The organism is Streptomyces sp. DG2A-72, from assembly GCF_030499575.1.
In the GTDB taxonomy this organism is placed as follows: domain Bacteria; phylum Actinomycetota; class Actinomycetes; order Streptomycetales; family Streptomycetaceae; genus Streptomyces.
In genome coordinates this window covers 145,735-168,742 of the sequence record NZ_JASTLC010000003.1, presented here as the reverse complement: position 1 = coordinate 168,742, position 23,008 = coordinate 145,735, and the positions used below count along the sequence as shown (strand labels likewise).

At 68.3% G+C, this 23,008-nt stretch carries 16 protein-coding genes; all 16 read left to right on the top strand.

Translation table 11 applies throughout. The features are described from left to right. The first annotated feature begins 3 nt into the window (after window positions 1–3). Entirely contained in the window at window positions 4–570 is a 567-nt protein-coding gene (locus tag QQY66_RS49950) for a cupin domain-containing protein (protein WP_301987989.1), read from the top strand. Between the two features lie 5 nt (window positions 571–575). Next, a complete protein-coding gene (locus QQY66_RS49945; protein ID WP_301987988.1) occupies window positions 576–1,724 on the top strand; it encodes a DegT/DnrJ/EryC1/StrS aminotransferase family protein in 1,149 nt (382 codons plus the stop codon). A gap of 219 nt (window positions 1,725–1,943) precedes the next feature. Then, entirely contained in the window at window positions 1,944–3,530 is a 1,587-nt protein-coding gene (locus QQY66_RS49940) for a class I adenylate-forming enzyme family protein (protein ID WP_301987987.1), read from the top strand. 462 nt (window positions 3,531–3,992) lie between these two features. Beyond that, window positions 3,993–5,063: a polyprenyl synthetase family protein gene (locus tag QQY66_RS49935; RefSeq protein ID WP_301987986.1), complete on the top strand. Its 1,071-nt coding sequence runs from the start codon at window positions 3,993–3,995 to the stop codon at window positions 5,061–5,063. Window positions 5,064–5,101: 38 nt separating this feature from the next. Then, a complete protein-coding gene (locus tag QQY66_RS49930) occupies window positions 5,102–6,016 on the top strand; it encodes an aromatic prenyltransferase (protein ID WP_301987985.1) in 915 nt (304 codons plus the stop codon). 13 nt (window positions 6,017–6,029) lie between these two features. Next, window positions 6,030–7,301, top strand: a complete 1,272-nt coding sequence (locus tag QQY66_RS49925; RefSeq protein ID WP_301987984.1) for a cytochrome P450 — start codon at window positions 6,030–6,032, stop codon at window positions 7,299–7,301. A gap of 693 nt (window positions 7,302–7,994) precedes the next feature. After that, entirely contained in the window at window positions 7,995–8,918 is a 924-nt protein-coding gene (locus tag QQY66_RS49920) for an aromatic prenyltransferase (protein ID WP_301987983.1), read from the top strand. A 940-nt stretch (window positions 8,919–9,858) separates the two neighbouring features. After that, window positions 9,859–11,415, top strand: a complete 1,557-nt coding sequence (locus QQY66_RS49915) for a vanadium-dependent haloperoxidase (RefSeq protein ID WP_301987982.1) — start codon at window positions 9,859–9,861, stop codon at window positions 11,413–11,415. Between the two features lie 547 nt (window positions 11,416–11,962). Further along, window positions 11,963–13,510: an MFS transporter gene (locus QQY66_RS49910; protein WP_301987981.1), complete on the top strand. Its 1,548-nt coding sequence runs from the start codon at window positions 11,963–11,965 to the stop codon at window positions 13,508–13,510. A gap of 11 nt (window positions 13,511–13,521) precedes the next feature. Next, window positions 13,522–14,190 carry a TetR/AcrR family transcriptional regulator gene (locus tag QQY66_RS49905; protein ID WP_301987980.1) on the top strand — a complete coding sequence of 223 codons (669 nt, stop codon included), beginning with the start codon at window positions 13,522–13,524 and terminating at the stop codon, window positions 14,188–14,190. Window positions 14,191–15,238: 1,048 nt separating this feature from the next. Beyond that, entirely contained in the window at window positions 15,239–16,168 is a 930-nt protein-coding gene (locus tag QQY66_RS49900) for an aromatic prenyltransferase (protein ID WP_301987979.1), read from the top strand. 316 nt (window positions 16,169–16,484) lie between these two features. After that, a complete protein-coding gene (locus tag QQY66_RS49895) occupies window positions 16,485–17,078 on the top strand; it encodes a DoxX family protein (RefSeq protein ID WP_301987978.1) in 594 nt (197 codons plus the stop codon). Window positions 17,079–17,382: 304 nt separating this feature from the next. Then, a complete protein-coding gene (locus QQY66_RS49890; RefSeq protein WP_301987977.1) occupies window positions 17,383–17,673 on the top strand; it encodes a hypothetical protein in 291 nt (96 codons plus the stop codon). A gap of 297 nt (window positions 17,674–17,970) precedes the next feature. Beyond that, entirely contained in the window at window positions 17,971–18,705 is a 735-nt protein-coding gene (locus QQY66_RS49885) for a sigma factor (RefSeq protein ID WP_301987976.1), read from the top strand. Between the two features lie 965 nt (window positions 18,706–19,670). Continuing rightward, window positions 19,671–21,239: a DUF6851 domain-containing protein gene (locus tag QQY66_RS49880; RefSeq protein WP_301987975.1), complete on the top strand. Its 1,569-nt coding sequence runs from the start codon at window positions 19,671–19,673 to the stop codon at window positions 21,237–21,239. A gap of 550 nt (window positions 21,240–21,789) precedes the next feature. Further along, the gene (locus QQY66_RS49875; RefSeq protein WP_301987974.1) at window positions 21,790–23,004 is read left to right on the top strand and encodes an NAD(P)/FAD-dependent oxidoreductase; all 1,215 of its coding nucleotides are present in this window, start codon (window positions 21,790–21,792) and stop codon (window positions 23,002–23,004) included. Window positions 23,005–23,008 lie beyond the last annotated feature (4 nt).

Below are 23,008 nucleotides of genomic sequence, written 5' to 3'. Positions count from 1 at the left end.
TGTATGACTGGTCTTATTCTCCCGCCCGGTCAGGGGCGAAAGCTGATCACCAAGGCGCAGGAAGTGACCTTCAAGGCCACTGAGGCGCACGGCTCCTCCATATCGATCTTCGAGGTGGTCGTGCCGCCCGGGTTCGATGTCGGGGCACATGTCCACAGCGATGCGCAGGAGTTCTTCTACGTCCTTCAGGGAGAGCTGCAGCTCCTGGCCTTCGAGCCGATCAAGCGCACGGAGGAGAACTGGCACGAGTGGGAGTCGCCCGAAGGGGACCGGGTCGTCCGGGCCACCGAGGGTGCCAGCATGTTCGTTCCTCCGGGAACTCCGCACGCGTTCAGGAACGCCTCGGACCAGCCGGCGCGCATGCTGTTCCAGTGCTTCCCCTCACCCATTCACGAGCTCTACTTCGACGAGATCGCGGAGATCTGGTCGGCCGGCGGGCCGCCGGACGCAGAGGCCATCGAGGAGATGCGCCGGCGCTATGACGTCAGTCAGATCACGCCGCTGCGCTTCGACCCGCCCCTTCTTCTCGATTCCCCGTCGGCAACGGAGCGCCAAGCGCAACGGAGATGAGCGACATGGACAAGATTTCCCTGGTGCACGCCAGCCTGGGGGAGCAGGAACTGGCCGCCGTCGCCGAGGTGTTCGCCTCCGGCTGGCCGGCCGGCCAGGGCCCGAAGGGCAAGGCCCTCGAGGCGCGGTTGAAGGAACGTTACGGTGCCGGGGACGCGGTCGCGGTCAGCAACTGCGGCGCCGCCCTGCACCTGGCGATGCTCGCGTTCGGCGTCAAGCCGGGCGACGAAGTGATCGTCGCCGACTACACGTTCCCGGCACCCGCCCATGCGGTGCGGTACGTGGGCGCCACGCCGGTCTTCGCCGACGTACGCGCCGACACCGGCACCGTTGACCCCGAGGCGGTCGCGGATCTGGTCTGTGCGCGCACCGTGGGCATCATCGCCGTCGACACGGTCGGACTGCCCGCGGACTACACGCAGCTGCAGGCGATCGCCGACCGCCACGGACTGTTCCTCGTCGAGGACGCCGCCTGTGCGGTGGGCGCCACCTACCAGGGGCGGGAGGCGGGCGCGCTGGCCGAGGTGGCCTGTCTGTCCTTCCACGGACGCAAGGGAGCCACCAGCGGGGAGGGCGGCGCACTGATCGCCACCGACCCGGCCATCGGGGCGGACGCGCGCCAGCGCTCGTCCTTCGGCATCGGCAGCATCTACGACCAGGCGCAGGTCATCGGCCTGCCGATCCCTCAGTTCACCGAGATCGGCTACAACTTCAAGCTGTCCGACATCGCCGCGGCGATCCTGCAGGTACAGCTCGGCCGGATCGAGGAACTGCTGCAGCGCCGGCGCGCCGTCGCCGCGCGCTACGCCGAACTCTTCGCCGGGGAGGAACTCCTGACGGTGCCGCACGTGCCGGCGGACCGTACCCACGCCTGGCAGTCCTACCTGGTGACGCTGGATCCGGGCGTGGACCGCGCGGCGGTCGCCACCGACCTGCGTGCTCAGGGAATCGGCTGCCTGCACGGCACCTGGGCCAGCCACCTCCAGCCCGCGTTCGGGGCCAAGCAGGTGTGCCCGGTCTCGGCGGATCTCTTCCAGCGCAATCTCGGCATACCCATGCACGCCGAGCTGACCATGGACCAGGTCGAACGGGTCGTGGACGCCGTGCGCACCGCGGTGCGCACCCACGCACGGCCCGTCGGCCGCGCCGCCTAGGCCCCTGCGGCTCAAGGGGCGTGCCGGGGCCGCGTCCGCGCAATGATCCGCCGGACCGGCCCCGGCCCGCCCGCAGCCCGGCCGGGCAGTTGCTGACGAGCCGTCCGTACCCCCCCGCGGGCCGGGCTGCGGCCACCACAAAGCCTTGCCCTCCCTTGCCGTGCATCGAGCACAGTGCGCCGTTGACCTCGTGACGTGCCCCCGAAGGAGACAGTCCCCATGAAGGGCTCCACAGCCTACAAATCGATACAGAAGCGCGGTCTGCACATCGGCCTGCTGCCGGAGATGGCCGCGGCCGTGAACCCGTCGACGCCGATCAGCCTGGACCACGATCTGGACGTCCTGCCCGAGGTGGGACGGCGCCTGACGGTGGCTCAGTACGCCGAGCACGTGGACGACCTGGCGGGCCGCCTGTGGGCGGCCGGTGTCCGGCCCGACGAGCGCGTCGTGCTCTACAAGACCGCCAATGCCGACCACTGGATGCTCGCCGCCGCGGTGTCCCGCATCGGCGCGGTCGTGGTGAACCTGTCGCCGGCCCTGGACGCCGCGACCGTCGCCGTCCTGCTGGAGCGGGTCGGCCGGCCGACCCTGCTCACCGACGCGGCCAAGCTCGACCTCCTCGCCGAGGTGCCGCTGGCGGAGATCACCCAGCGGGTGATCTCCTCCAGCGGCCACCGGCCGGGGGCACTGCCGCTCGCCGAGTTCGCCGGGGCGCCGCGGGTCAGGCCGGTGGTCCGGCCGATCGACGAGGCCGCCGTGATCACCCACACCTCCGGCACCACCGGGATTCCCAAACTCGTGGTGCACACGCCCCGCACGCAGGGCATCCGCCTCGTACCGCAGTGGCGGCTGCTGTCCCTGATGCGGAAGAAAGAGACCGTCGCGATCCACGTGCCCTTCGTGCACTCGCGGATGGTCGCGGCGATGTCCCTGGCCCTGCTCAAGCAGTACCCGGTCCTGCTCATGCGGGAGTCGGATCCCGCCGACGTCGCCGAGCAGCTCATCGAGCACCGGCCGGCCTTCATCGAGGCGCTGCCCAACTCGCTGATGGAGTGGGAGGGGCTGACCGAGGACCCGCGAGCGCCGTTCGGGTCGGTGAAGGTCTTCAGCAGCACCTTCGACGCGATCCACCCCGCGACGATGAGCCGGCTGCTGAAGGCGTCCGACCGGCGCGGGGCCCTGTTCTTCCAGATCTACGGGCAAAGCGAGGTCGGTCCGGCCGTCGGCCGCGCCTACTTCCGCCACTCCGCCCACAAGGCCAACGGGCGCTGCGTCGGCTGGGCCATGCCGCACGGCGCCGCGAAGATCCGCGTGGTGAGCCGGGACGGCACGACGCCGTCCGAGCACAACCCCGGCTTCATCGAGGTCGCCTGGGACGGCATCGCCAAGACCTACTTCGCCGAGCAGGACCGCTACGACACCAACCGCAACGGCCAGTGGTGGCGCACCGGGGACGTCGGCTACCGCACCCGGTTCGGCTGCCTGCACATGCTCGACCGCGAGGTCGACATGATCCCCGGGGTGCGCAGCTCCCTGGAGATCGAGGACGTCGTGCTGGGCAAGCTGAGCGAACTGAGCGAGCTGGTCGTGGTGCAGGGCCCGAACGCCGAGGCGGTCCCGGTGATCTGCACCGTCGACGACAAGCCGCTGGACCGGGGCCGCTGGCGCGCGGCCGTCGCCGATTTCCCCCAGCTGGCCGACCCCGTCCAGATCCCGCAGGCCGAACTGCCCCGGACCGCCACCTTGAAGGTGCAGCGGCTCGCACTGGCCCGCCGGCTCGATGAGCAGCGGGAGCAGCGGGCGTGACCCGTGATCCGGCCGACTGCCTGTTCAAGGCGGCGTAGGCGATCACCAAGGACGCCACCGGATTCTGCTGCCGGGCCGGCCCTGGAGAGCGCCGGTGTGCCGCTGATCGGTTCCAAGGCCGGCCATCCGGCCCGGCCGCTGCTGACATGGGGGAGGGCCCGGTGGGACGACGGTGTGAAAAGGGCGCGGAACCGCACCCGCGCGGGTGCGCACCCGCGCGGCCCGTGCACCGGCCACGCCGGTCGCGGCGGCGGCGCGGACACGGCGGAGCCGGCCGGCCGGTCCGCCACTGCCGGCTCGCTGCCGGTTGTCCCTCACGCCACTGAAGCCGACGTGCTCCAGGCCGGGTTGCAGAGCCCGGGGCCTGCCCGGCCGGCCCGTCCTGCCCGGCCGCCGTCACTCATGCGCCGCACCCCGCACCCCGCCTCACGTGCTCATTCCTCCTGCCCAAGGAGATACTCAGTGACCGAGGTGACCTCCCGGCCCGGCACCGGTCAGGAGCCGGCTGCCTGCGTGCGCAGCCTCACTGATGACCTGCTGCAGCGGGTGGAGCAGCGGCTGAGCTCGTTTCTCTCGGCCGAGCGCGCCCGCTACGCCGAGGTGGACGAACGGGCGGTCGTCGCGGTCGACGCGCTGTCCGATCTGGTCGCCGCGGGCGGCAAGCGGATCAGACCCGCCTTCTGCATCACCGGCCATCTCGCCGCCGGCGGTGATCCGGGCGACCCCGGAATCGTGGCGGCGGCCGCCGGCCTGGAGATGCTGCACGTCTCCGCCCTCATCCACGACGACGTCCTGGACGACTCCGGCCGGCGGCGCGGAAAACCGACCGTGCACACGGTCTTCTCCACGCGGCACCAAACCCGGGGCTGGCAGGGCGAGTCACGCCGGTTCGGCGAGGGCGTGGCCATCCTCGTCGGCGACCTCGCGCTCGTCTACTCGGACGAGCTGGTGTCCCAGGCGCCGCCGGCACTGCTCGCGGAGTGGCACCGACTGCGCTCCGACGTGACCATCGGCCAGTACCTGGACATCGCCGCAGCCGCCGAGTTCTCGGTCGATCCCCGGCTCTCCCGGCTGATCGCCCTGATCAAGACCGGCCGTTACACCATTCACCGGCCGCTGGTCATGGGGGCGAGCGCGGCGGGCCGGCCCGATCTCGCTGCCGCCTTCACCGCGTACGGCGAGGCGGTGGGCGAAGCATTCCAGCTCCGTGACGACCTGCTGGACGCCTTCGGAGACGCCGCGCAGACCGGCAAGCCCGCCGGCCTCGACTTCAGCCGGCACAAGATGACGCTGCTGCTGGGGTGGGCCATGCAGCGGGACGAGCGCATCCGCTGCCTGATCACGCAAGCGGGACACACCCCCGACGAGGTGCGCCGCCGCCTGCTGGACACCGGTGTTCCCGAGAACGTCGAGAAGCACATCGCCGGCCTCGTCGAGCGGGGCTGCGAGGCCATCGCCGACGCGCCCGTCGCCCCGGCGTGGCGGAACGAACTGACAGACATGGCCGTGCGCGGCGCCTACCGGAACAAATGAGCCTGCACCAGACGCCGAGATCGACGCTTGGAGGAAGAATGTCGGGAACCGCTCAACTGGCAGATCTCTATGCGGACGTCGAAGAATCGGCCGGACTCCTCGACGTGACGTGCTCGCGTGACAAGATCTGGCCCGTCCTGACCGCGTACGAGGACGTACTCCCGCAGGCTCTGATTGCTTTCCGGGTGGCGACCAACAAGCGCCATGAAGGAGAGTTCGACTGCCGTTTCACGGTTCCCGCGCACGTCGATCCGTATGCTCGCGCCCGGTCGGGCGGCCTCATCACCGAGACCGGGCACCCCGTGGAGCTGCTGGTCTCGGACATCGAGCAGCGATGCCCCGTCGACCTCTATGGCGTTGATTTCGGGGTCGTGGGTGGATTCAGGAAAATCTGGGTGTACTTCCCGGAGAGCGGGTATCAGAGCCTTCCGAAGCTCTGCGGCATTCCGTCGATGCCCCGCAGCCTGGCCGAAAATGCCAGTTTCTTCGCCGACCGCGGCCTGGACGACAGGGTCGACGTGATAGGGATCGACTACCACAGCGGGACAGTCAATCTGTACTTCACCGAGTTCCCGGGCGAACTCCGCGAACCGCAGGCCCTCCTGTCGATGCACCGTGACATAGGAATCCCGGATCCGAGCGAACAGATGCTCACGTTCTGCGAGAAGGCATTCGGGTTCTATGCCACGCTGAACTGGGACACTTCGAAGATCGAGCGGATTGCTTTCAGCGTGAAGACCCAGGATCCGCTGTCGCTGCCCGCTCGGCTCGGCCCGAAGATCGAACAATTCGCGAAGAGCTTCCCGTACGGTGCCGACGACCCCAAGATGGTCTATGCGGCCATGACGAAGTCCGGTGAGGAGTACTACAAGCTCCAGTCGTACTATCGATTCCAGCCGCGCAGCCGACTGGATCTGATGCCGTCGGCCGACCTTGCCGCAGATGCCGCGTAGCCCGGGCAGTCACATGGAATCGGCAATCTTTCAGTTCAGCCGGCTGGAGAATCTCCTGCGGGGCCACTCGATCCGCACGGTGACGGTGGACGGCGCCCGCGCGGAGTTCGTCACGGATCCGGCCCTTGTCCACCGCATACTGGTCAAGGACAGCAAGAACTACGGAAAGGGCGAACTCTTCCAGAAGGCCAGGAACCTCAGCAGGGCGGGGCTCCTCGCGGAGGACGAGTCCGTCCACCGGCACTACCGGCGACTGGCCCATCCGCACCTGCGTACCGCGGTGGTCGCCGACTACGCCCCGGTCATGCGTGAGATCGCCCGTGCCGCGGTGACCTCGTGGCGTCCCGGGCAGGCCGTGGACATCCAGGCCGAGATGTGCCGGGTTTCCGCCGAAATCGCCCTGAGCACTCTTCTCCACGGCCTGCCACCGGACATGTCGGCGGTTCTCGGTGAGCGTCTTGCCGTGCTGTCCTGGGAAATGATCAGAAAGCCGCTCCATGGAAAAGCGGCCGCGCGATCACAGCGGCAGAGGTCGTCCGAGCGGCTGCGGCGGGCACGGGAGGACTTCCGCGCACTGCTCGCCTCCTGCCTGGCCGGCCCGTTGCGCTCGCCGGGCTCCAGGACGGACTATCTGTCGGCACTTGTGTCGGACTCCGAAAAGGACGGCACCCCCGTTCTGACCGCGGAGCAGGTCTGCGCCGAGGCGGTCATGCTGCTGACCGCGGCCACGGTCACCACGGCATCCGTGATGTCCTGGGCTCTGTATGTGATGTCCGAGGAACCCCTGATCGAGGAGAAGGTCCTCAAGGACATGGCGCAGGCGGGAGGCGGAAGCGCCGCACCGGCTCATGGGCAGGGGCCGGCCAGTTATACCCTCCGGTTCCTGATGGAGGTCCTGCGGCTCTACCCGCCGGTGTGGATCACGTGCCGGCGGGCCCTTTCGACTGTCGTGCTGGGTGACCGTTCATTCCCCGAGGGCACCCACGTGCTGTTCAGTTCGTATCTGCTGCACAGAAATCCCGTCCGTTACCCGGACCCGCACCGGTTCGATCCGGACCGGTGGCTCTCGATTCGGCCGGCCGCGGGCGAAGCCTCGTATATCCCTTTCGGGACGGGTGCGAAAGGGTGCATCGGGGAATCGTTCGCCTGGAAAGAACTCGAAATCCTCCTGGGCGCAGTGGTGCAGGAATGGCAGCTGACCGTCAAGGCCGGCAGCCGGATCCGTAAAGCGGCGGAGACCACGCTTCATCCCCGCCGGCTTCTCATGGTCCCTCAGCCGCGGTAGTTCCCCAGGACGTCGAAAAGGACCGCCACCGGCTCTCGCCCTGGCCGCGGCGCGGTGCGCGCCGGAAGCAACCGCACGGACGAACCGGGGAGTGCTGTCATGCCGACGACGCCCACGACGCACGGACGGAGGGCCGAACTCGCCTCCCGGGCCTGGACCGTGGCCCGCGCCATGGCGGGCGCCGGCCCGGGCCACGGCCGGCGCCCGCTCGGTGAGCCGGCGCCCGCCGCGCTGCGCGCGCACGGCAGGCTTTCGGCCGGACTCGGGCAGGGTCCCGCTCACCGCGCCCGGGCCGGGAGGCGGCGGGGCAGGAGGGCTTTGTGCCTTCCTGGCGGTGTATGCCGCCCAACAGGAGGCGGGCGGACTGCCGCTGGAGGTGGGCTCGGCGTTTTCTCGCGCGTGAAGGGCCGTACTTTCCGCTGCTCTGGCGCGAGATGGCCACCGTGTCACTCTTTCCGCACGCCTGGCCTGCCCCGGAACCGTCGTGTGGCAGTGGAATGAGCGCCCCCGGCCCGACCAGCGACGCAGCCTCACCCCTGACAGGCCCCGCCGGAACCGCGGCCAAGGCCGCTGAGCTGCTGTCCGAGAAGGGCGCGAATGGCTGATCTCACGTCAGGTCACAAAGGCGAGTGCGAAGGCCGTGTGCCCAGCCGAGTTCGGCAGCAGAGCGTTGGAATCGATACTGGAGGACGCATGTCTGGAGTCACTGTGGTCGAAGATGTGTACTCGGCCATCGAGGAATCAGCCCGGCTGGTGGGGGCCGCCTGCTCACGGGACAAGGTCTTGCCGATCCTGACCGCGTTCTTCCCTGACGGGGAAGCACTGGCGGAAGCCGGGGTGGCGCTCACCGTGCAGACCGGCGAGCGCAACGCAGGGGAGCTCGACTACACCATCAACGTGCCCGCAGAGGTCGGCGATCCGTACGCCCTCGCTCTGTCGAAGGGCTTTGTCGCGGAGACCGACCATCCCGTAGGGGCCCTGCTCTCGGAAGTCCAGCAGCGATGCCCGGTCAACGAGTTCATGATCGACTGTGGAGTCGCCGGCGGCTTCAAGAAGATCTATGCGCACTTCCCTCATGACCTGCAGGCGGTGTCAAAGCTTGCCGGGATCCCGTCCATGCCGCCTGCTGTGGCCGGCAATCTCGGTTTCTTCGCCCGTCATGGACTGAATGATGTGGCGATGATTGCGTTCGATTACCGGCGCAACACCATCAATCTGTACTTCACCCGGCTCTCGGACGAATGCCGCGGACCGCAGAACATCCTGTCGATGCTTCGTGAAACCGGCCTGCCGGATCCGGACGAACAGATGCTGGAGTTCGCTCGAGGCGCGTTCAGGGTCAATGTAACCCTCAGCTGGGATTCTTCGAAGATCGTGCGGTTCTGCTTTGCCCCGCCGCCGGCCCGCGGCTTGGACTCGTCGACACTTCCCGTTCACGTCGAGCCAGGAATCCAGAAGTTCGCAAAGAATGCCCCGTATGCCTACACGGGCGAGCGTGTGAACCTCTTGGGTGTCAAATGGACACCCGATGGAGAATGCCTTGATGTCGCGTCGTACTATCAACTCTCGCCACTGCACCGGAAGGTTTTGTCGGCGATCCACAAGCAAGAATTTTAGAGAACTCGCCGGCCCATGAGTGTCTGAGTCCGGGGCGGCACCCTGGACCTTCTCGGGGTGCCGGATCGCTGGTGCCGGATCGAGATCCGGCGACGCGGCCGCCCCGGACCCTGATGACAAGGGGCGAACTACGGGGCCCAGGGCGGGTGGTGGGCGGCCCTCGCGAAGTCGAGCCGGCCAGTGCATCCCTCACCGGGACTGTCGCAGCAGGCGGGCCCCGAATGAAAACCGACCGAGTGCCTGTTTATTGACGCACTGCTCGACAGCATTACTCCTCTCGCCCGCTCTCGGGATCTGTGGAGGACGGCTCCGGGAACGCTCGAACATTGCTGGTGGCGTGAGGTGTTGGGGGCCGGTGGCCTGGTGTTGTGCCTGGCTTCCGAGGCGAAGAAATACGAGGCGCGCGGTTTTGTATTGACAGACCGCTTGCGCTGTTTTTAGTGTTGTCGCCGCCGGACTGGCATCCGTTGATGTGCCGCGGAATGACCGGACCAACTCGGATACGAGGCAGGGGAGTTCGCGTGGACGTCGGGGCACTGGGCATCTTGGACGGCAGGGGGAGCGTCGTCTCCGTGGCGTCTGTTGTGCCGTGTGCAGGTCGTTCGCCGCGTGCTTCGCGTTGTCTTGCGGGTGGTGCGGGAGTGAGTGGCCCGGCCGGGGGTTTCGGTTTCCCGGTCGGTACGAGACGCGTGCACGACGCCGTGGATCAGTACGTCGCGGGGAGCTAGCCGGTCCGGGGTCCGTGTGCAGCGGGCCTGATCAACGTGTGTGGCGCAAGAGCGGCCACAGCGCCAACAACCGCTTCGAGGTCGCGCATCCCGACGCGGTGATCGGTGCCCGGGACAGCAAGGACCCGGCTCGATCTCCAGGGCATGTCCTGCCTCAGCGGCATCGCCTTGGACGTGCAGACCGCCCCTTCTTGAAGACAAGGACACAACGCATGACGACGTCCGGACGTTCTTCCGTCTCAGGCTTCTCGCCGCAGCGCAGGTCGCTGCTGATCGGTGGTGCCTCGGTCGCGGCGCTGGCCACCGTGGGTTCCACCGCAGCGGCGGCCGCCGGCGCGTCCGCCGCCTCGGCGGCGGCACCCATCGACTTCGACCTCGAGTCCGGCAACTTCATCCGGGACCTGATCGCCAAGTCCGACCGGAACACCTTCGAGGAACTCGTCGCCCCCATGGACGTGACCCTGCTGATGCGGTTCACCCATGCGACGTCGATCGGGTGGTTCGACGCGGTGGCGCCTTACCACCCGACCGCGGTCGGCTTCTACTCCCGGCTCGGCCGCCGTCCTGCCGGCGAGGCCGCTACCAACAGGAACAAGAACATCGCCGGCCTGCACGCCACCTACCAGGTGGTCAAGGGCCTGATCCCGGACCGGCTTGCGGAGTTCCAGACCCTGTTCGAGGCGGTTGGCCTGAACCCCGACGACGAGTCGCAGGACAAGACCAGCCCGGTCGGCATCGGCAACCTCGCCGGCAAGGCCGTCGTCGCGCACTTCAAGCGTGATGGCATGAACATGCTCGGCGACGAGGGCCGCGCGTACCACGGCCGGCCGTACGAGGACTACACCGGCTACGCGCCCGTGAACACTGCCTACAAGCTGGTCCACCCCTCACGCTGGCAGCCGCAGAGTGGGCCCCACCGCCGCCGCAACCTGCGCGAGGGCGCGGGTGACAAGGGCGTGTTCATCGTCCAGCAGTTCGTCACCCCGCAGATGAGACTGGTCAAGCCCCACTCCTACCAGGACCCGGGCAAGTACAGGCTCGCCCCGCCCAACCACATCGACCACACCAACATGCGCGCCTACAAGCGCTCGGTGGACGAGATCGTGGAGGCGCAGGCTGCGCTCACCGACGAGCAGAAGGTGAAGGCGGAGTTCTTCGACAACAAGCTGCTGGGCATCGGCCAGTCGGGGAAGGCGGCGGCCAACGCGCACGAGCTGGACCTGGACGGCTGGGTCCACCTGTTCGCGACCAACTCGACGGCGATTTACGACGCGCTGATCGCCGCGTGGTACCAGAAGAACAAGTACGACGTCGTGCGGCCTCCCAGCGCGGTCCGGCACGTGTACGGCCGCAGCAAGCTGACCGCCTGGGGCGGACCCGGTGTAGGAACGGTCCGCAACATGCCCGGCAGCGAGTGGATGCCCTACCTGAACGTGGGAGACCACCCCGAATACCCGTCCGGTTCCACGACACTGTGCTCCGCCGAGGCGCAGGCGACACGGCGCTTCTTCGACGACGACGTCCTGGACTGGAGGCATGTCGCCCCCGCCGGCTCGACGGAGGTGGAGCGGGGGATCGCCCCGGCCAAGGACGTTGAGCTGTACTGGTCCACCTGGACCGATTTCGTCAAGGACTGTGCCATCAGCCGGGTGTGGGGCGGTGTGCACTTCAAGACGACGATCGAGAGGTCCGTCGTCTTCGGCGAGCAGTTCGGCGATCTGGCCTATGAGTTCGTGCAGAAGCAGATCAAGGGCGACGTCAAGCGCTGATGCTCCGCGGGGCGGCGGGTGCCGATATGCGGCCCGCCGCCCCCGCCACGTGCTTCGGGACCAGCGTGTGGCCGGCGATGCTCCGCGAGGCACGCTCTTCGGGCACCGAACGCCACGCCCCGCCCGGCCAAAGACACAGAGGCTTCGGAGCAGATCTCCGCGCTGACCGCCGACGCACAGCCGCCCTGGCGGAGATCCCGCCCGGGCACTGCACCCGGGACCGCGGCACGATTCGCCGGCTCGGGCGCGCCCTGTCAGCGGCAGGACGCGGATCGAGACGGCTGGTGTGCCGCGGGCAGAACACGCCGTGCGGGGCGGCCGGCCCCAGTACCGGCTGCCACCAGCCACGTTGCGCACAGCGTGCCGGAGCTGCCCGTCGGCAGCGGGCGGGAGCCGGGCCCGGAGCCCCGGACCTGGGCCACGAAGAGGTAACGAAGGGTCGCGCCCGGGCGCCACAGCCGCTATTCTGACAGTCGCTACCGAAAGATTGTCGCCTATCTAAAAATAGGCGACTCTCTAAAGATAGAGCACTCTCATTGGAGGGGTGATGTTGGATTCGCAGAAGGCGAAGCGGTGGGCCCTCGTCGGCATTGTCGTCAGCGTGCTCGTACTGGGGTTCGATCTGACGATCATGAACGTCGCGCTGCCGACGATGGCGGCGGACCTCGGGGCGAGCACGGGTGAACTGCAGTGGATCGTGGATTCGTACGCGGTCGTCTTTGCCGCCTGCATGCTTCCCGCGGGACTGTTAGGCGACCGTTTCGGCCGACGCAAGCTGCTGGTCACCGGACTGGTGATCTTCATGATCGGCAGTTGCATGGGCGTGTTCGCCGACAGCTCGGCCATGGTCATCGCGGCCCGTGCGGTGATGGGCGCCGGCGGTGCGCTGATCATGCCGCTCTCGCTCGCCGTCATTCCCTCGCTCTTTGAAGGCGCGGAGCGGACGAAGGCGATCGGCGCGGTCACGGCGGGGGCGTCGATCGGCATGCCGCTCGGTCCGCTGCTGGGCGGCTGGCTGCTCGACAACTTCTGGTGGGGCTCGATCTTCGTGCTCAACATCCCGCTGGTCGCCATCGGTATCGCGGTCTGCATGCTGATCCCCGACACCCGGGATCCGTCGGCCCCGCGCGTCGACGTGTTCAGCACGGCGCTCGGCGTCCTCGGCCTCGGCGCGCTGGTGTTCGGCGTCATCGAGGCACCCTCCCGGGGCTGGGGCGACTCGCTGGTCGTGGCGACGCTGATCGGCTCCGTGGTGCTCCTCGTCGGGCTGGTGCTGCGCGAGCGTCGGGCCGAGCGCCCGATGCTCGACCTTGGTCTGCTGGGCGACCGCGCCTTCGGCTGGAACACGCTCGTGGCCGTCCTGGCCACCCTCGTGGTCACCGGCCTGCTGTTCGTGACGCCGCAGTACCTGCAGGCGGTGATGGGCAATGACCCGTTCGGCACCGGGCTGCGGATCGCCCCGCTGATGATCGGGCTGATCGTGGTCGGGAAGAAGGCGCCGAAGCTGATGGAGCGGTTCGGCTCCCGGCCCCTGATCACCCTGGGCATGGTGCTGTTCGCCGTCGCCATGCTGCTCGGCAGCCGCACCGAAGTGTCCGACGGCTACGGCTACACCGCCCTGTGGCTCACCATCACCGGCTTCGGCTTCGGCTTCGCGATGGTGCCGGCCATGGACGGCGCGATCGGCGCGCTGCCCCAGGACCGTGCGGGCAGCGGCACCGGGCTGCTCTCCACCCTGCGCCAGGTCGGCGGTGCCATCGGTGTCGCGGTCCTCGGCAGCGTGCTGAGCACCAGGTTCATCGACCGGATCGACACCGACCAGCTGCCCGCGGCGGCCGCCGACCGGGCCGAAGAGTCCGTGGTCGCCGCGCACGGTGTCGCCGACCAGCTGAGCCTGCCCCAACTGACACAGTCGGCGAACGAGGCCTACGTCTCCGGGATGAACACGGTGCTGCTCATCTGCGGCATCGCAGCGCTGCTGATCGCCGTGCTCGTCGCGGTCCGGCTCCCGGAACACAACAAGCAGCCGCAGAAGAAGAAGGAGGACGAGACGCAAGCCGCCGCGGAGTTGGCCCCCGCGGACAGCAGTGGATGACAATGACGCCCATGTCCTCCCCAGCGACTCGCCGCGCCGCCCGGTCCCCGAAGAATCCCGCCCCCGGCCAGGGGCGGGGAGCCGCAGCCAACGGGGCCGGCCTCAGCCTGCGCGAACGCAAGAAGGTGCGCACGCGCCAGGCCATCCGTGAGTCGGCCTACCGGCTTATCGCGGAGCAGGGCTACGACAGCACCACCGTCGAGCAGATCGCGGAGGGCGCGGAGGTCTCCCCGAGTACCGTCTTCCGGTACTTCGCCACCAAGGAGGACATCGTCCTCATGGCCGACGCCCTGGAGCTGGACCAGGTCCTTCGCGAGCGCCCGGCGGCGGAGCCGCCCATTGTCTCCCTGCGGGAGGCGATCATCGGCTCGATGCGCATGCTGTCCCAGGAAATCACCGATGAGCTGCTGCTGCGGCGGCTGCAGCTCATCGGCCAGGTTCCGGCGCTGCGGGCGCAGATGCACGAGGGCATGGACCACAACGTCGATCGTCTTTGCCGGGCGCTGTCGGAGCGGACCGGGCGGTCGGAGGATGACCTGGAACTCAGGGTTGTGGTCGGCGCGATGGTCGGCGCACTCGCCCAAGTGATGCTGGACTGGGTCAATCGGGGCCAGGAGGGAGACCTGCTGGAGACCGTCGAACGGGCACTGGCGGTGCTGGAGCGCGGCATGACGCTGTGACAGTGTCCGGGCCGGGACCGCAAGGCCGACTGCACTGCGCGCTGACACGTCCCGCAGAGGACTTGCTGAACCGGCATGGTCCGGCGGAGTCGGTATCCGGCGCCTCCACGCTTGAGCTTGTCGAGTGACCCAGGTCACTTTGAGGGGCTCTTGGCGTGGAGGCGCCACCCATGTCACTATTTCAGCAAGTTCTCCCTGCCCAAATTCTGTGCGGCATGGATTGAGCCCATAGCCGCCGGCCTGTACCGGCGAGACCGAAGCCGTGCCACATACGGCACAGATTCTCTTCCTCGTTCAACATCCTCGTGCGGTGGCGTCTTCACCAGACGGCCCGGGAGCCGCGGCATGCGGCACTGTCCCGCTCGGTCGTGCCATGAGCGGGAACTGGTGAAGAACCCTTCCCGTACATCGGGTTCGTCCAGGCGCCGCTCGCCGACGGCAGCGGGACGGGGACCGGACGGCAGCGAAGTCGATCAGCCCCCGGAAGGTACGCCGGCAGCCGCCCGCAGGCGCATTGCCGGACCTCGGCGGGGCGCCGGCCACGCTCCGCGGGGCTGTTCGAGGTGCTGTCCGCCGAGGTTGACCTCCCCGCAGGGCGCAAGCGGCGCCGAGCCATCCATGGCGAAACGGGCCACGGCAGTGAGGTTGTCCACGGTGGCCGGCCAACCGCCCGTCGCTCCCATGGACACTGCGCACCTCGCGCAGGAGGTGAGCGCACCCGGTGTGCCCTACCCGGTCGAGGCGGGTGCAGTCGCAGCGGACCAGGACACCGGCGAAGGCCGCCAGATACCAACTGCGCCCGCGCAAGGCCACCCGCAGGCAGCGCCGCCACGCGCATTCGGCGCGTGTACAGGCCTCATCCGCGCCCCCCGGCCTCCGGAGGCCGGGGGGCGCGTTGGCACGGCTCGGGTGCTCGACGATGTGGGCTGTCACCTGCGGTCGGGCCGGAATCGGAAGCGAAACAGCCGGTCCGCGCGGCGGCAGGAATCGGCCTCGGTTCGAGAGAACACAATTCAAAAACAGGCGTCGGATCGATAGTGGAGGACGAATGTCGGAATCCGCCGAGTTGGCAGACCTTTACTCGGTCATCGAGGAATCGGCTCGATTGGCGAACATAACCTGCTCGAGTGACAAGGTCTGGCCCATCATGACCGCGTACGGGGATATGCTCGCGCAGTCCGTGATTGCTTTCAGGGTGGCGACTGGCGCACGCAATGCAGGAGATTTTGAGTGCCGCTTCACGATGCTCCCCAAGGAGCTTGACCCGTATGCGGTCGCACTGGCGAACGGTCTCACTGCGGAGACGGACCACCCCGTAGGGTCCCTACTGGGAGAAATCCATCGGAACTTCCCCATCGGCAGTTGCGGTATTGACTTCGGTGTCGTCGGCGGATTCAAGAAGACTTGGTCCTTCTTCCCTACGGGTGACGTTCAGTCGCTGTCAGAGCTTGCCGGCCTTCCGTCGATGCCGCGCAGCCTGTCCGATAACCTCGACTTCTTCACGAGGCACGGCCTGGCCGACATAGTCACCCTGATCGGGATTGACTACTCGCACCGATCGGTGAATTTGTACTTCGGCAGGATACCTGCTGAATGCTTCGAGCCGGAGGGGATGCAGTCGATTCTCCGCGAGCTCGGAATGCCGGACCCGAGCGAGCGGATGCTGAAGCTCGGTGGGCAGGGGTTCGGAATCTACACCACTCTGAGCTGGGATTCCCCGAGGATCGAACGGATCACGTACGCCGCCATGACGACGGATCCGATGACACTCCCCGTTCAGATCGAACCAGAAATCAAGCAGTTCGTGGAAAAAGCCCCGTACAGCACTGCCGACCGTCAGTTCGTCTATGCCATTACGGCGTCGCCGAACGGTGAGTACCACAAACTGCAGTCGTACTATCAGTGGCAACCCGGGGTGCAGCATTTCCTGCTCGCATCCGATCCCGGCGTGGCTGGCGTGTCGCCCGCCAGTCCCTGAGAGCACAGCCGCAGCACCGCGCTGGGGCACCCGCCGGCACCACCAGACAGGGCGCACGGCATGACGCGCCACGCGCCCTCTGGCGCGTGGCGCGTCATGCGTGTCCGATGCCGGCGGGTACCCCAGCGCGGTGGCGCAACTTCTCGCGCGTCGACTTCGGCTCCCTGCCGCAGCCAGAAGCGGGCGGGACTTCCGCCGCATAACGCACCTGCGAGCGAACCCGCCCTGCGGGCGAGAAATCCAACACCTTCGACCGAACAGTTCAGATCACGCCCATGGGCGTTGGCCGGAATGCACACGAAAGGAGGCCTGGTGTATGCGCATCTATGGAATTATTGTATGCTCTCTCGAGAGGTTTGGCGCCTCATTCGGGGTCGCTGTATTGCGGATCTCCATAGGGGTTATCTTCCTTTGGTTCGGAGCTCCTAAGCTTTTCCCGGGAATGAGTCCAGCGGAATCATTGGTCGAGGAGACCGTAGAGCGGCTGACGTTCGGAATCATCGGAGGAGGAGCCGCTTCCTTTCTGACCGGCGGGCTGGAATCGATAATCGGGATACTGCTCATAAGCGGAAAGGCGCTCAGGCCGACAATCGTGGTGCTGCTCGGGCATATGGCGGGAACATTCACCCCGCTGTTCATCTTCCCGGAACACACCTGGAAGGGGTATGCCATCGGCACGGTTGAGGGGCAGTACATTCTGAAGAACCTGGTGCTCATAGCGGCTGCGCTTGTGGTTATTGGACACTCGAAGTCACGGATCGGCAAGGCCTCTCCGCCGGAAAGCCCGCTCTTGGGGGTGGCCGCTTCCCGCGCCACCGGAATTTTGCCCGCCGGCCGGCAGCTTCAGCCGGTGCCCGTCCACCGGGCCGAAGCGCGCCGCCAGCTGGACTTGGGGCAGGTGGAGAAATAGTCATACCTGATCGCCGTGAACCCGACCAGATCGTCGCGGCGGACGGCCACCGGCCCTTCGCCGTTGTCTCGACGCGGCAGCGCCTGGCCCCCGACGAGCAGGCCCGCAGACGCAGGGCCTCCGTCAGACACCGGCGCTGATCTCTTCCGTCCGCAGCCGATCCCTTTCAGCACCGATTCACCGATTCACCGATTCATCGATTCCCCGGTGTGAGGTGGCACTGCCGCACACTGCACCGCATGCACCACTGCCGCACCAGGAAATCACCGGAGCCGACCGTGCGATGAAGCCGAGGAGTCCCGCCGTGCCGAACCCGAAGCCGCCCGTGTGCAACGCCGAGACCGCCTCCGGGGCCTGGGCCGAGGCCGTTGCCATGACCTGCGCCGATCCAGGCCACTGCCACAGCCCGGCCGGCGAGTTGGCCGCTGCCGCGCTGCGGACGCACGGCTCGCTGTCGACGGGTTTTGGGCGGAGTGTCCCGGTCACCGGGCTGGGACCGGGCGGTGGCGGGGTGCGGGGGCTGGCCGTTTTCCTCGCGGTGTACGCCGCCCAGCACGAGCAGCAGGACGTGCGGAGTCTCGGGGCGGCGGTGTGAGCTGGACCGCGACTGCGGGACGGCTCGAAGTTCCCTGGCACGTACGGGACTTGTGGCTCACCCCTGCCCCGGGTGGAGCCTGCGCGTCTCCTCTCCCAGTCCGCACCCGCCCGCCCTCATCCCCCGACGGCGGGCGGGTGCGTCGACGTTTGCGGACCGTGGGGGCGGTTGCCGTTGTCTGGTTGTGTGCGCGGGGGCAGCGGCCGATGCGGGTGCCCCCGTGGCCGGCGGGACTGCGGGAGTTCGGCGGGATCTGCGTGGTCCGTTGTGGCGCCGGGATTTCAAGGAGGAGCCGGTGTGAGCCGGGCCGAGGAGTTCGAGGAGCTGCGTCCGCTGCTGATCGCACTCGCCTACCGGATACTGGGCAGTGAGAGCGAGGCGGAGGAAGCGGTCCGTGAGGCCTGGCTGTGCTGGGCGGCTTCCCCGACGTATCCCCCCTCGCTCAAGGCTTACCTGGCCGCCGTGGTCACCCGGATCTCCACGGACGTGCTGCGCTCGGCCCGGCTGCGGGAGGGGTACGCCGGACCGTTGCTTCCCGGGCCGCTACTGAGTGGCCTCGACGAGGATCCGGAGCGGTCGGCGGAGTTGGCCGACTCGTTGTCGACGGCGGCCCTGTTGCTGCTGGAGCGGCTGTCCCCGATCGAACGCGCGGTCTTCGTGCTGCGGGAGGTGTTCGGATTCGGCTGGCCGGAGACGGCGTCGACCGTGGGGTGCTCGCAGGCGGCGTGCCGCCGGCTCGCCGCCGGCATCTTTCCGGTTGGCGGCGGCTGTGGCGAGGCTCTGCCTTGGCCCAAGCAGATCGTCGGCGCCGAGACTGCCTCCCGGGTACTCGCCGCGATCATCCCACCGCTGGTCCACATTGGCGTCACATTGGAACAGCACCAGGTCAACGGCCGGTCAGGTGTGATCTTCCGCGACCGGAACGGCAAGGTCATCAACGCGTTGGCACTCGACATCTTCGACGGACGGATCCATGCGATCCATTTGGTGACGAATCCGGCTCGCCAACCACCTCATGACGGAAAGCGCTGACCGATCCTCTTTGAGCCCAGGCCCCCTTCAGACAGGGCCCTGCTCATCCTTGGACCGGAGCCGCGCAGCGGCGGAGTCCGCTGTGTTGTCAGTCGCCCGTTCCCTCTCGCGCTCACGCCTGAACAGGCTGAAATGTGCGAGGAGTTCGGGATCAGCGCTCGCTGAACTCGTACTCGAGGACGCCGAGGGCGACGTCATCGTGGGGCCGGTCGAGGCCCGTGAGGGCGGGGTCGTGAAGCCGGGCGATGCGAGCGGGCGCTGGTGGACAGTGCCGCCCCTGACCCGGCAGTCCCGTACCTGCCCGGCCACCCCGGTGTCCCCTTCTCGTTGCGTGCAGGACGTCTTCCGACTCCCTTGAACTTTGCTGGAGAGCAAGGGGCGTTGGTGCTCGGTGGCCGGTGATGCTTCCAGCTTCTGGTGCGATAAATACGGGGCGTTCGGTTTGGTATTGACAGACCGGGTGTCCTGTTTTTAGTGTTGTGGCCGCCGGACTGGCATCCGTTGACGCCCGCGGAATGACCGGACCGCTCGGGCACGAGACAGGGGGAGTTCGCGTGAACGTCGAGGCGCTGGGCATCGTGGACGGCAGGGGGAGCGTCGTCTCCGTGGAGGCCGCGGTGCTGTGTGCTGGTCGTTCATTGCGTGGTTTGTCTTGCGAGTGGTGCGGAGCGAGTGGCCGGCTGGTGAGCTTCGGTTCGCCGGTCGGTTCAGGACGAGCGCAGAACGCCGTGGATCAGTACGTCGCAGGGAGCTAGTCGGTCCGGGGTCCGTGTGCAGCGGGCCTGATCAACGCTGTGTGGTGCAAGGCGCAGCGCTCTCAGCCGCTTCGGGGTCGCTTGTCTCGATGTGGTGAGGGGTGCCCGGGACAGCAAGGGACCCGGCTTGATCTCCAGGGCATGGTCGCGTCTCAGCGGCCTCGCCTTGGACGTGTAGACCTCTCCTTCTTGAAGAAAAGGACACAACGCATGACGACGTCCGGACGTTCTTCCGTCCCCGGCTTTTCGCCGCAGCGCCGGTCGCTGCTGATCGGTGGCGCCTCGGTCGCGGCGCTGGCCACCGTGGGTTCCACCGCAACGGCAGCCGCCGGCTCGTCCACCGCAGCGGCGGCGCCCGTCGACTTCGACTTCGACACCGGCAACTACATCGAATTCTTCCAGCCCAGCGACGAGAACGCCGGCCAGTCGCCCGCAGCGGCCGTGTTCGCCCCGATGGACGTGACCATGTTCCTCTGGGTCAACCACCTGACGACGATCGCGTGGTTCGACGCGGTGGCGCCTTACCACCCGACCGCGGTCGGCGTGTACACCCGGGTCGGCCGCCGCCCCTCCAGCGAGTCCGCCACCAACCGGAACATGAACATCGCCCTCATCCACGCCACGTACCAAGTGGCCAAAGCCGTGGTGGCGGAGCGGGTGCCGGCCATCCGGCAGCTGATGACCACGCTCGGCTTGAACCCCGACGACGAGTCGGAGAACCCGACCAGTCCGGTCGGCATCGGCAACCTCGCCGGCAAGGGCGTCATCGCGGCCCGTAAGCGGGACGGCATGAACATGCTGGGCACCGAGGGCGGCCGCCGGTACAACCCCCGCCCCTACGCGGACTACACCGGCTACCGGCCCGTGAACACCGCCTTCGAACTGGTCAACCCCTCACGCTGGCAGCCGCAGGTGACGACCCACCGCCGCCGCCTCGGCGCGGGCCTGGGTGACATGGGCATCTTCACCGTCCAGAACTTCATCACCCCGCAGATACGAAAGGTCAAGCCCTACTCCTTCAAGGACCCGGGCCAGTTCGAGCTCGCCCCGCCGATGCACAGCGACCACACCCGGCCCCGCGCCTACAAGCAGTCGGTGGACGAGATCCTGGAGGCCTCGGCCAATCTCACCGACGAGCAGAAGGTGATGGCGGAGATCATGGACAACAAGGTGTGGGGCATCGGCCACTCGACGATCTTCATAGCCCGGCGCCACAACCGCGAGCTGGGCGTACACGGCTGGGCTCACTTCTTCCTCACCCACCTGCTGTCGACGTTCGAACCGCTGATCGTCGCCTGGCACCAGAAGATCAAGTACGACGCCGTGCGGCCGATCAGCGCGGTCCGGCACGTGTACGGCAACCGCAGGGTGACCGCCTGGGGCGGCCCCGGCCAGGGGACGGTCAACGACATCCCCGCCACCGAGTGGATGCCCTACCTGAACGTGGGGGACCACGCCGAATACCCGTCCGGCTCCACGACCATCTGCTCCGCCGAGGCGCAGGCGGCGCGGCGCTTCTTCGGCAATGACGAGCTGGACTGGAGATTCACCGTTAAGGCCGGCTCGACGCTGGTGGAGCCGGGGATCTCCCCCGCCCGCGACCTCGAAATCTACTGGCCCACCTGGACCGAGTTCGTCAAGGACTGTGCCACGAGCCGGGTGTGGGGCGGAGTGCACTTCCGCAAGACGGTCGAGCGGTCCGTCGAATTCGGTGAGCAGTTCGGCGACCTGGCCTACGAATTCGTGCAGCGGCACGTCAAGGGCGAGGTCAAGAACTGACCGTACTGCTGCGGCGGGCACCGGCACACGGCCCGCCCGCCGCAGCGGCGGCCCCCCCGCCACCGTCCCGCCCTGCTCCCGGTCGTCGTCGACCGGGAGCGAACTTCGCAAGCACCGCCTGGCGGTGAGCGGGGGAGCGCCCGCCGTACGGCCGATTGCCGGGCCGGCCAGAACAGCACCCCGGGCACCGCGGAACTGGGCCCGGGGTGTGCGCTGCTGCAGGTGAGAGCCGGAGCCTGGCGGGGTCGGGCTCTCCCGGTCTGGTCATCGACGGCTGCCGGGGTCGAACGGCGGTCGCGGACGGCCGTTTCCGGCGGCTGGACCGTGGCTGGATCCGCGCCGGATTTCCGGTGTCTGTGCAGGTCGAAGATCTGGTTCGGATGTCCGCTGCAACGTGCGGGTGATGCCGCCCCCTGTTTCCGGACGGCTGGGCGCGCCCGCGGGGAGCCACCCGCACCGGCCCGGCGTGACCCACCTCACACCCGGCTTCTGTCAGGAATCGCTGCGCTGTCCCGCTCAAGGGGCAAGCGATTCAGACAGGAGCCACACCATGAAGCACCGCATCCTCGTCCTCGGCGCCGGCTACGCCGGGGCCTTCGCCGCCGGGAGCCTGGCCCGCCGCCTCTCGCCCGCCGACACCGAGATCACCGTCGTCAACGCCGAGCCGGTCTTCGTCGAGCGGATGCGCAACCACCAGCTCGCGGCCGGCCGGGACCTTGCGGCCGTGCGGCTCGCCGACGTGTTCGCGGGCACCGGGGTACGGCTGCGCGTGGCGCGCGTGACCGCGGTGGACCCGCAGCGCAGGACCGTCGCCGTGGCCGGCGAGGACGGTGACGGTGAGCTCGGGTACGACACGCTGCTGTACACGCTCGGCAGCCGGGTCGCCGACCACGGTGTCCCCGGTGTGGCCGAGCACGCCTTCGACGTCGCGGGACGGCCCTCCGCGCTGCGGCTGCGCGCACGCCTGGACAGTCTGGGCCAGGGCGGCACCGTGCTGGTCGTCGGCGAGGGCCTGACCGGCATCGAGACCGCCACCGAGATCGCCGAGTCGCGTCCCGGTCTTTGCGTGGCGCTCGCCGCCCGTGCTGAGCTGGGAGCCTGGCTGTGCCCGGGGGCCCGGCGCCACCTGCGGGAAGCCTTCGACCGGCTGGGCATCACCGTCCACGAGCACACCACCATCGAAGCCGTCCAGGCGAGGTACGCGGTCGGCGGCGACGGCACCTCCTTCCCGGCCGACGCGACCGTGTGGACGGCCGGGTTCGCCGTCGACCCCATCGCGGCCGCCGCCGGTCTCAAGGTCACCGAGGACGGCCGGATCGTCGTCGACGACACCATGCGCTCGCTGTCGCACCCGGACGTCTACGCCGCGGGCGACAGCGCGTACGCGATCGGCGCGAACGGCCGGCCGCTGCCGATGTCCTGCGCCTCGGCGGGACACACCAACATGCAGGCGACGGACGCGATCGTGGCACGGCTGACCGGACGCCGGGTTCCGAGCGTCAAGAAGACCTACATCGGCAACCACATCAGCCTCGGACGGCACGACGCGATCTTCCAGCTGGTCGACGGCGACGTACGGGCGAAGTCCTGGTTCGTGGGCGGCCGCAAGGCCGCGCGGTTCAAGACGGGCGTCCTCAAGGCCAGCCTGTGGGGCGTCTCGCACCCGACCTTCGGCATGCCCAAGCGCAAGCGCCGCCTGACCGCCGCCACGACGGCCGCCGGCACCAGGGCCGCTGCCGCCGCGCCCGGGAATGCTGCCGCATAAGGCC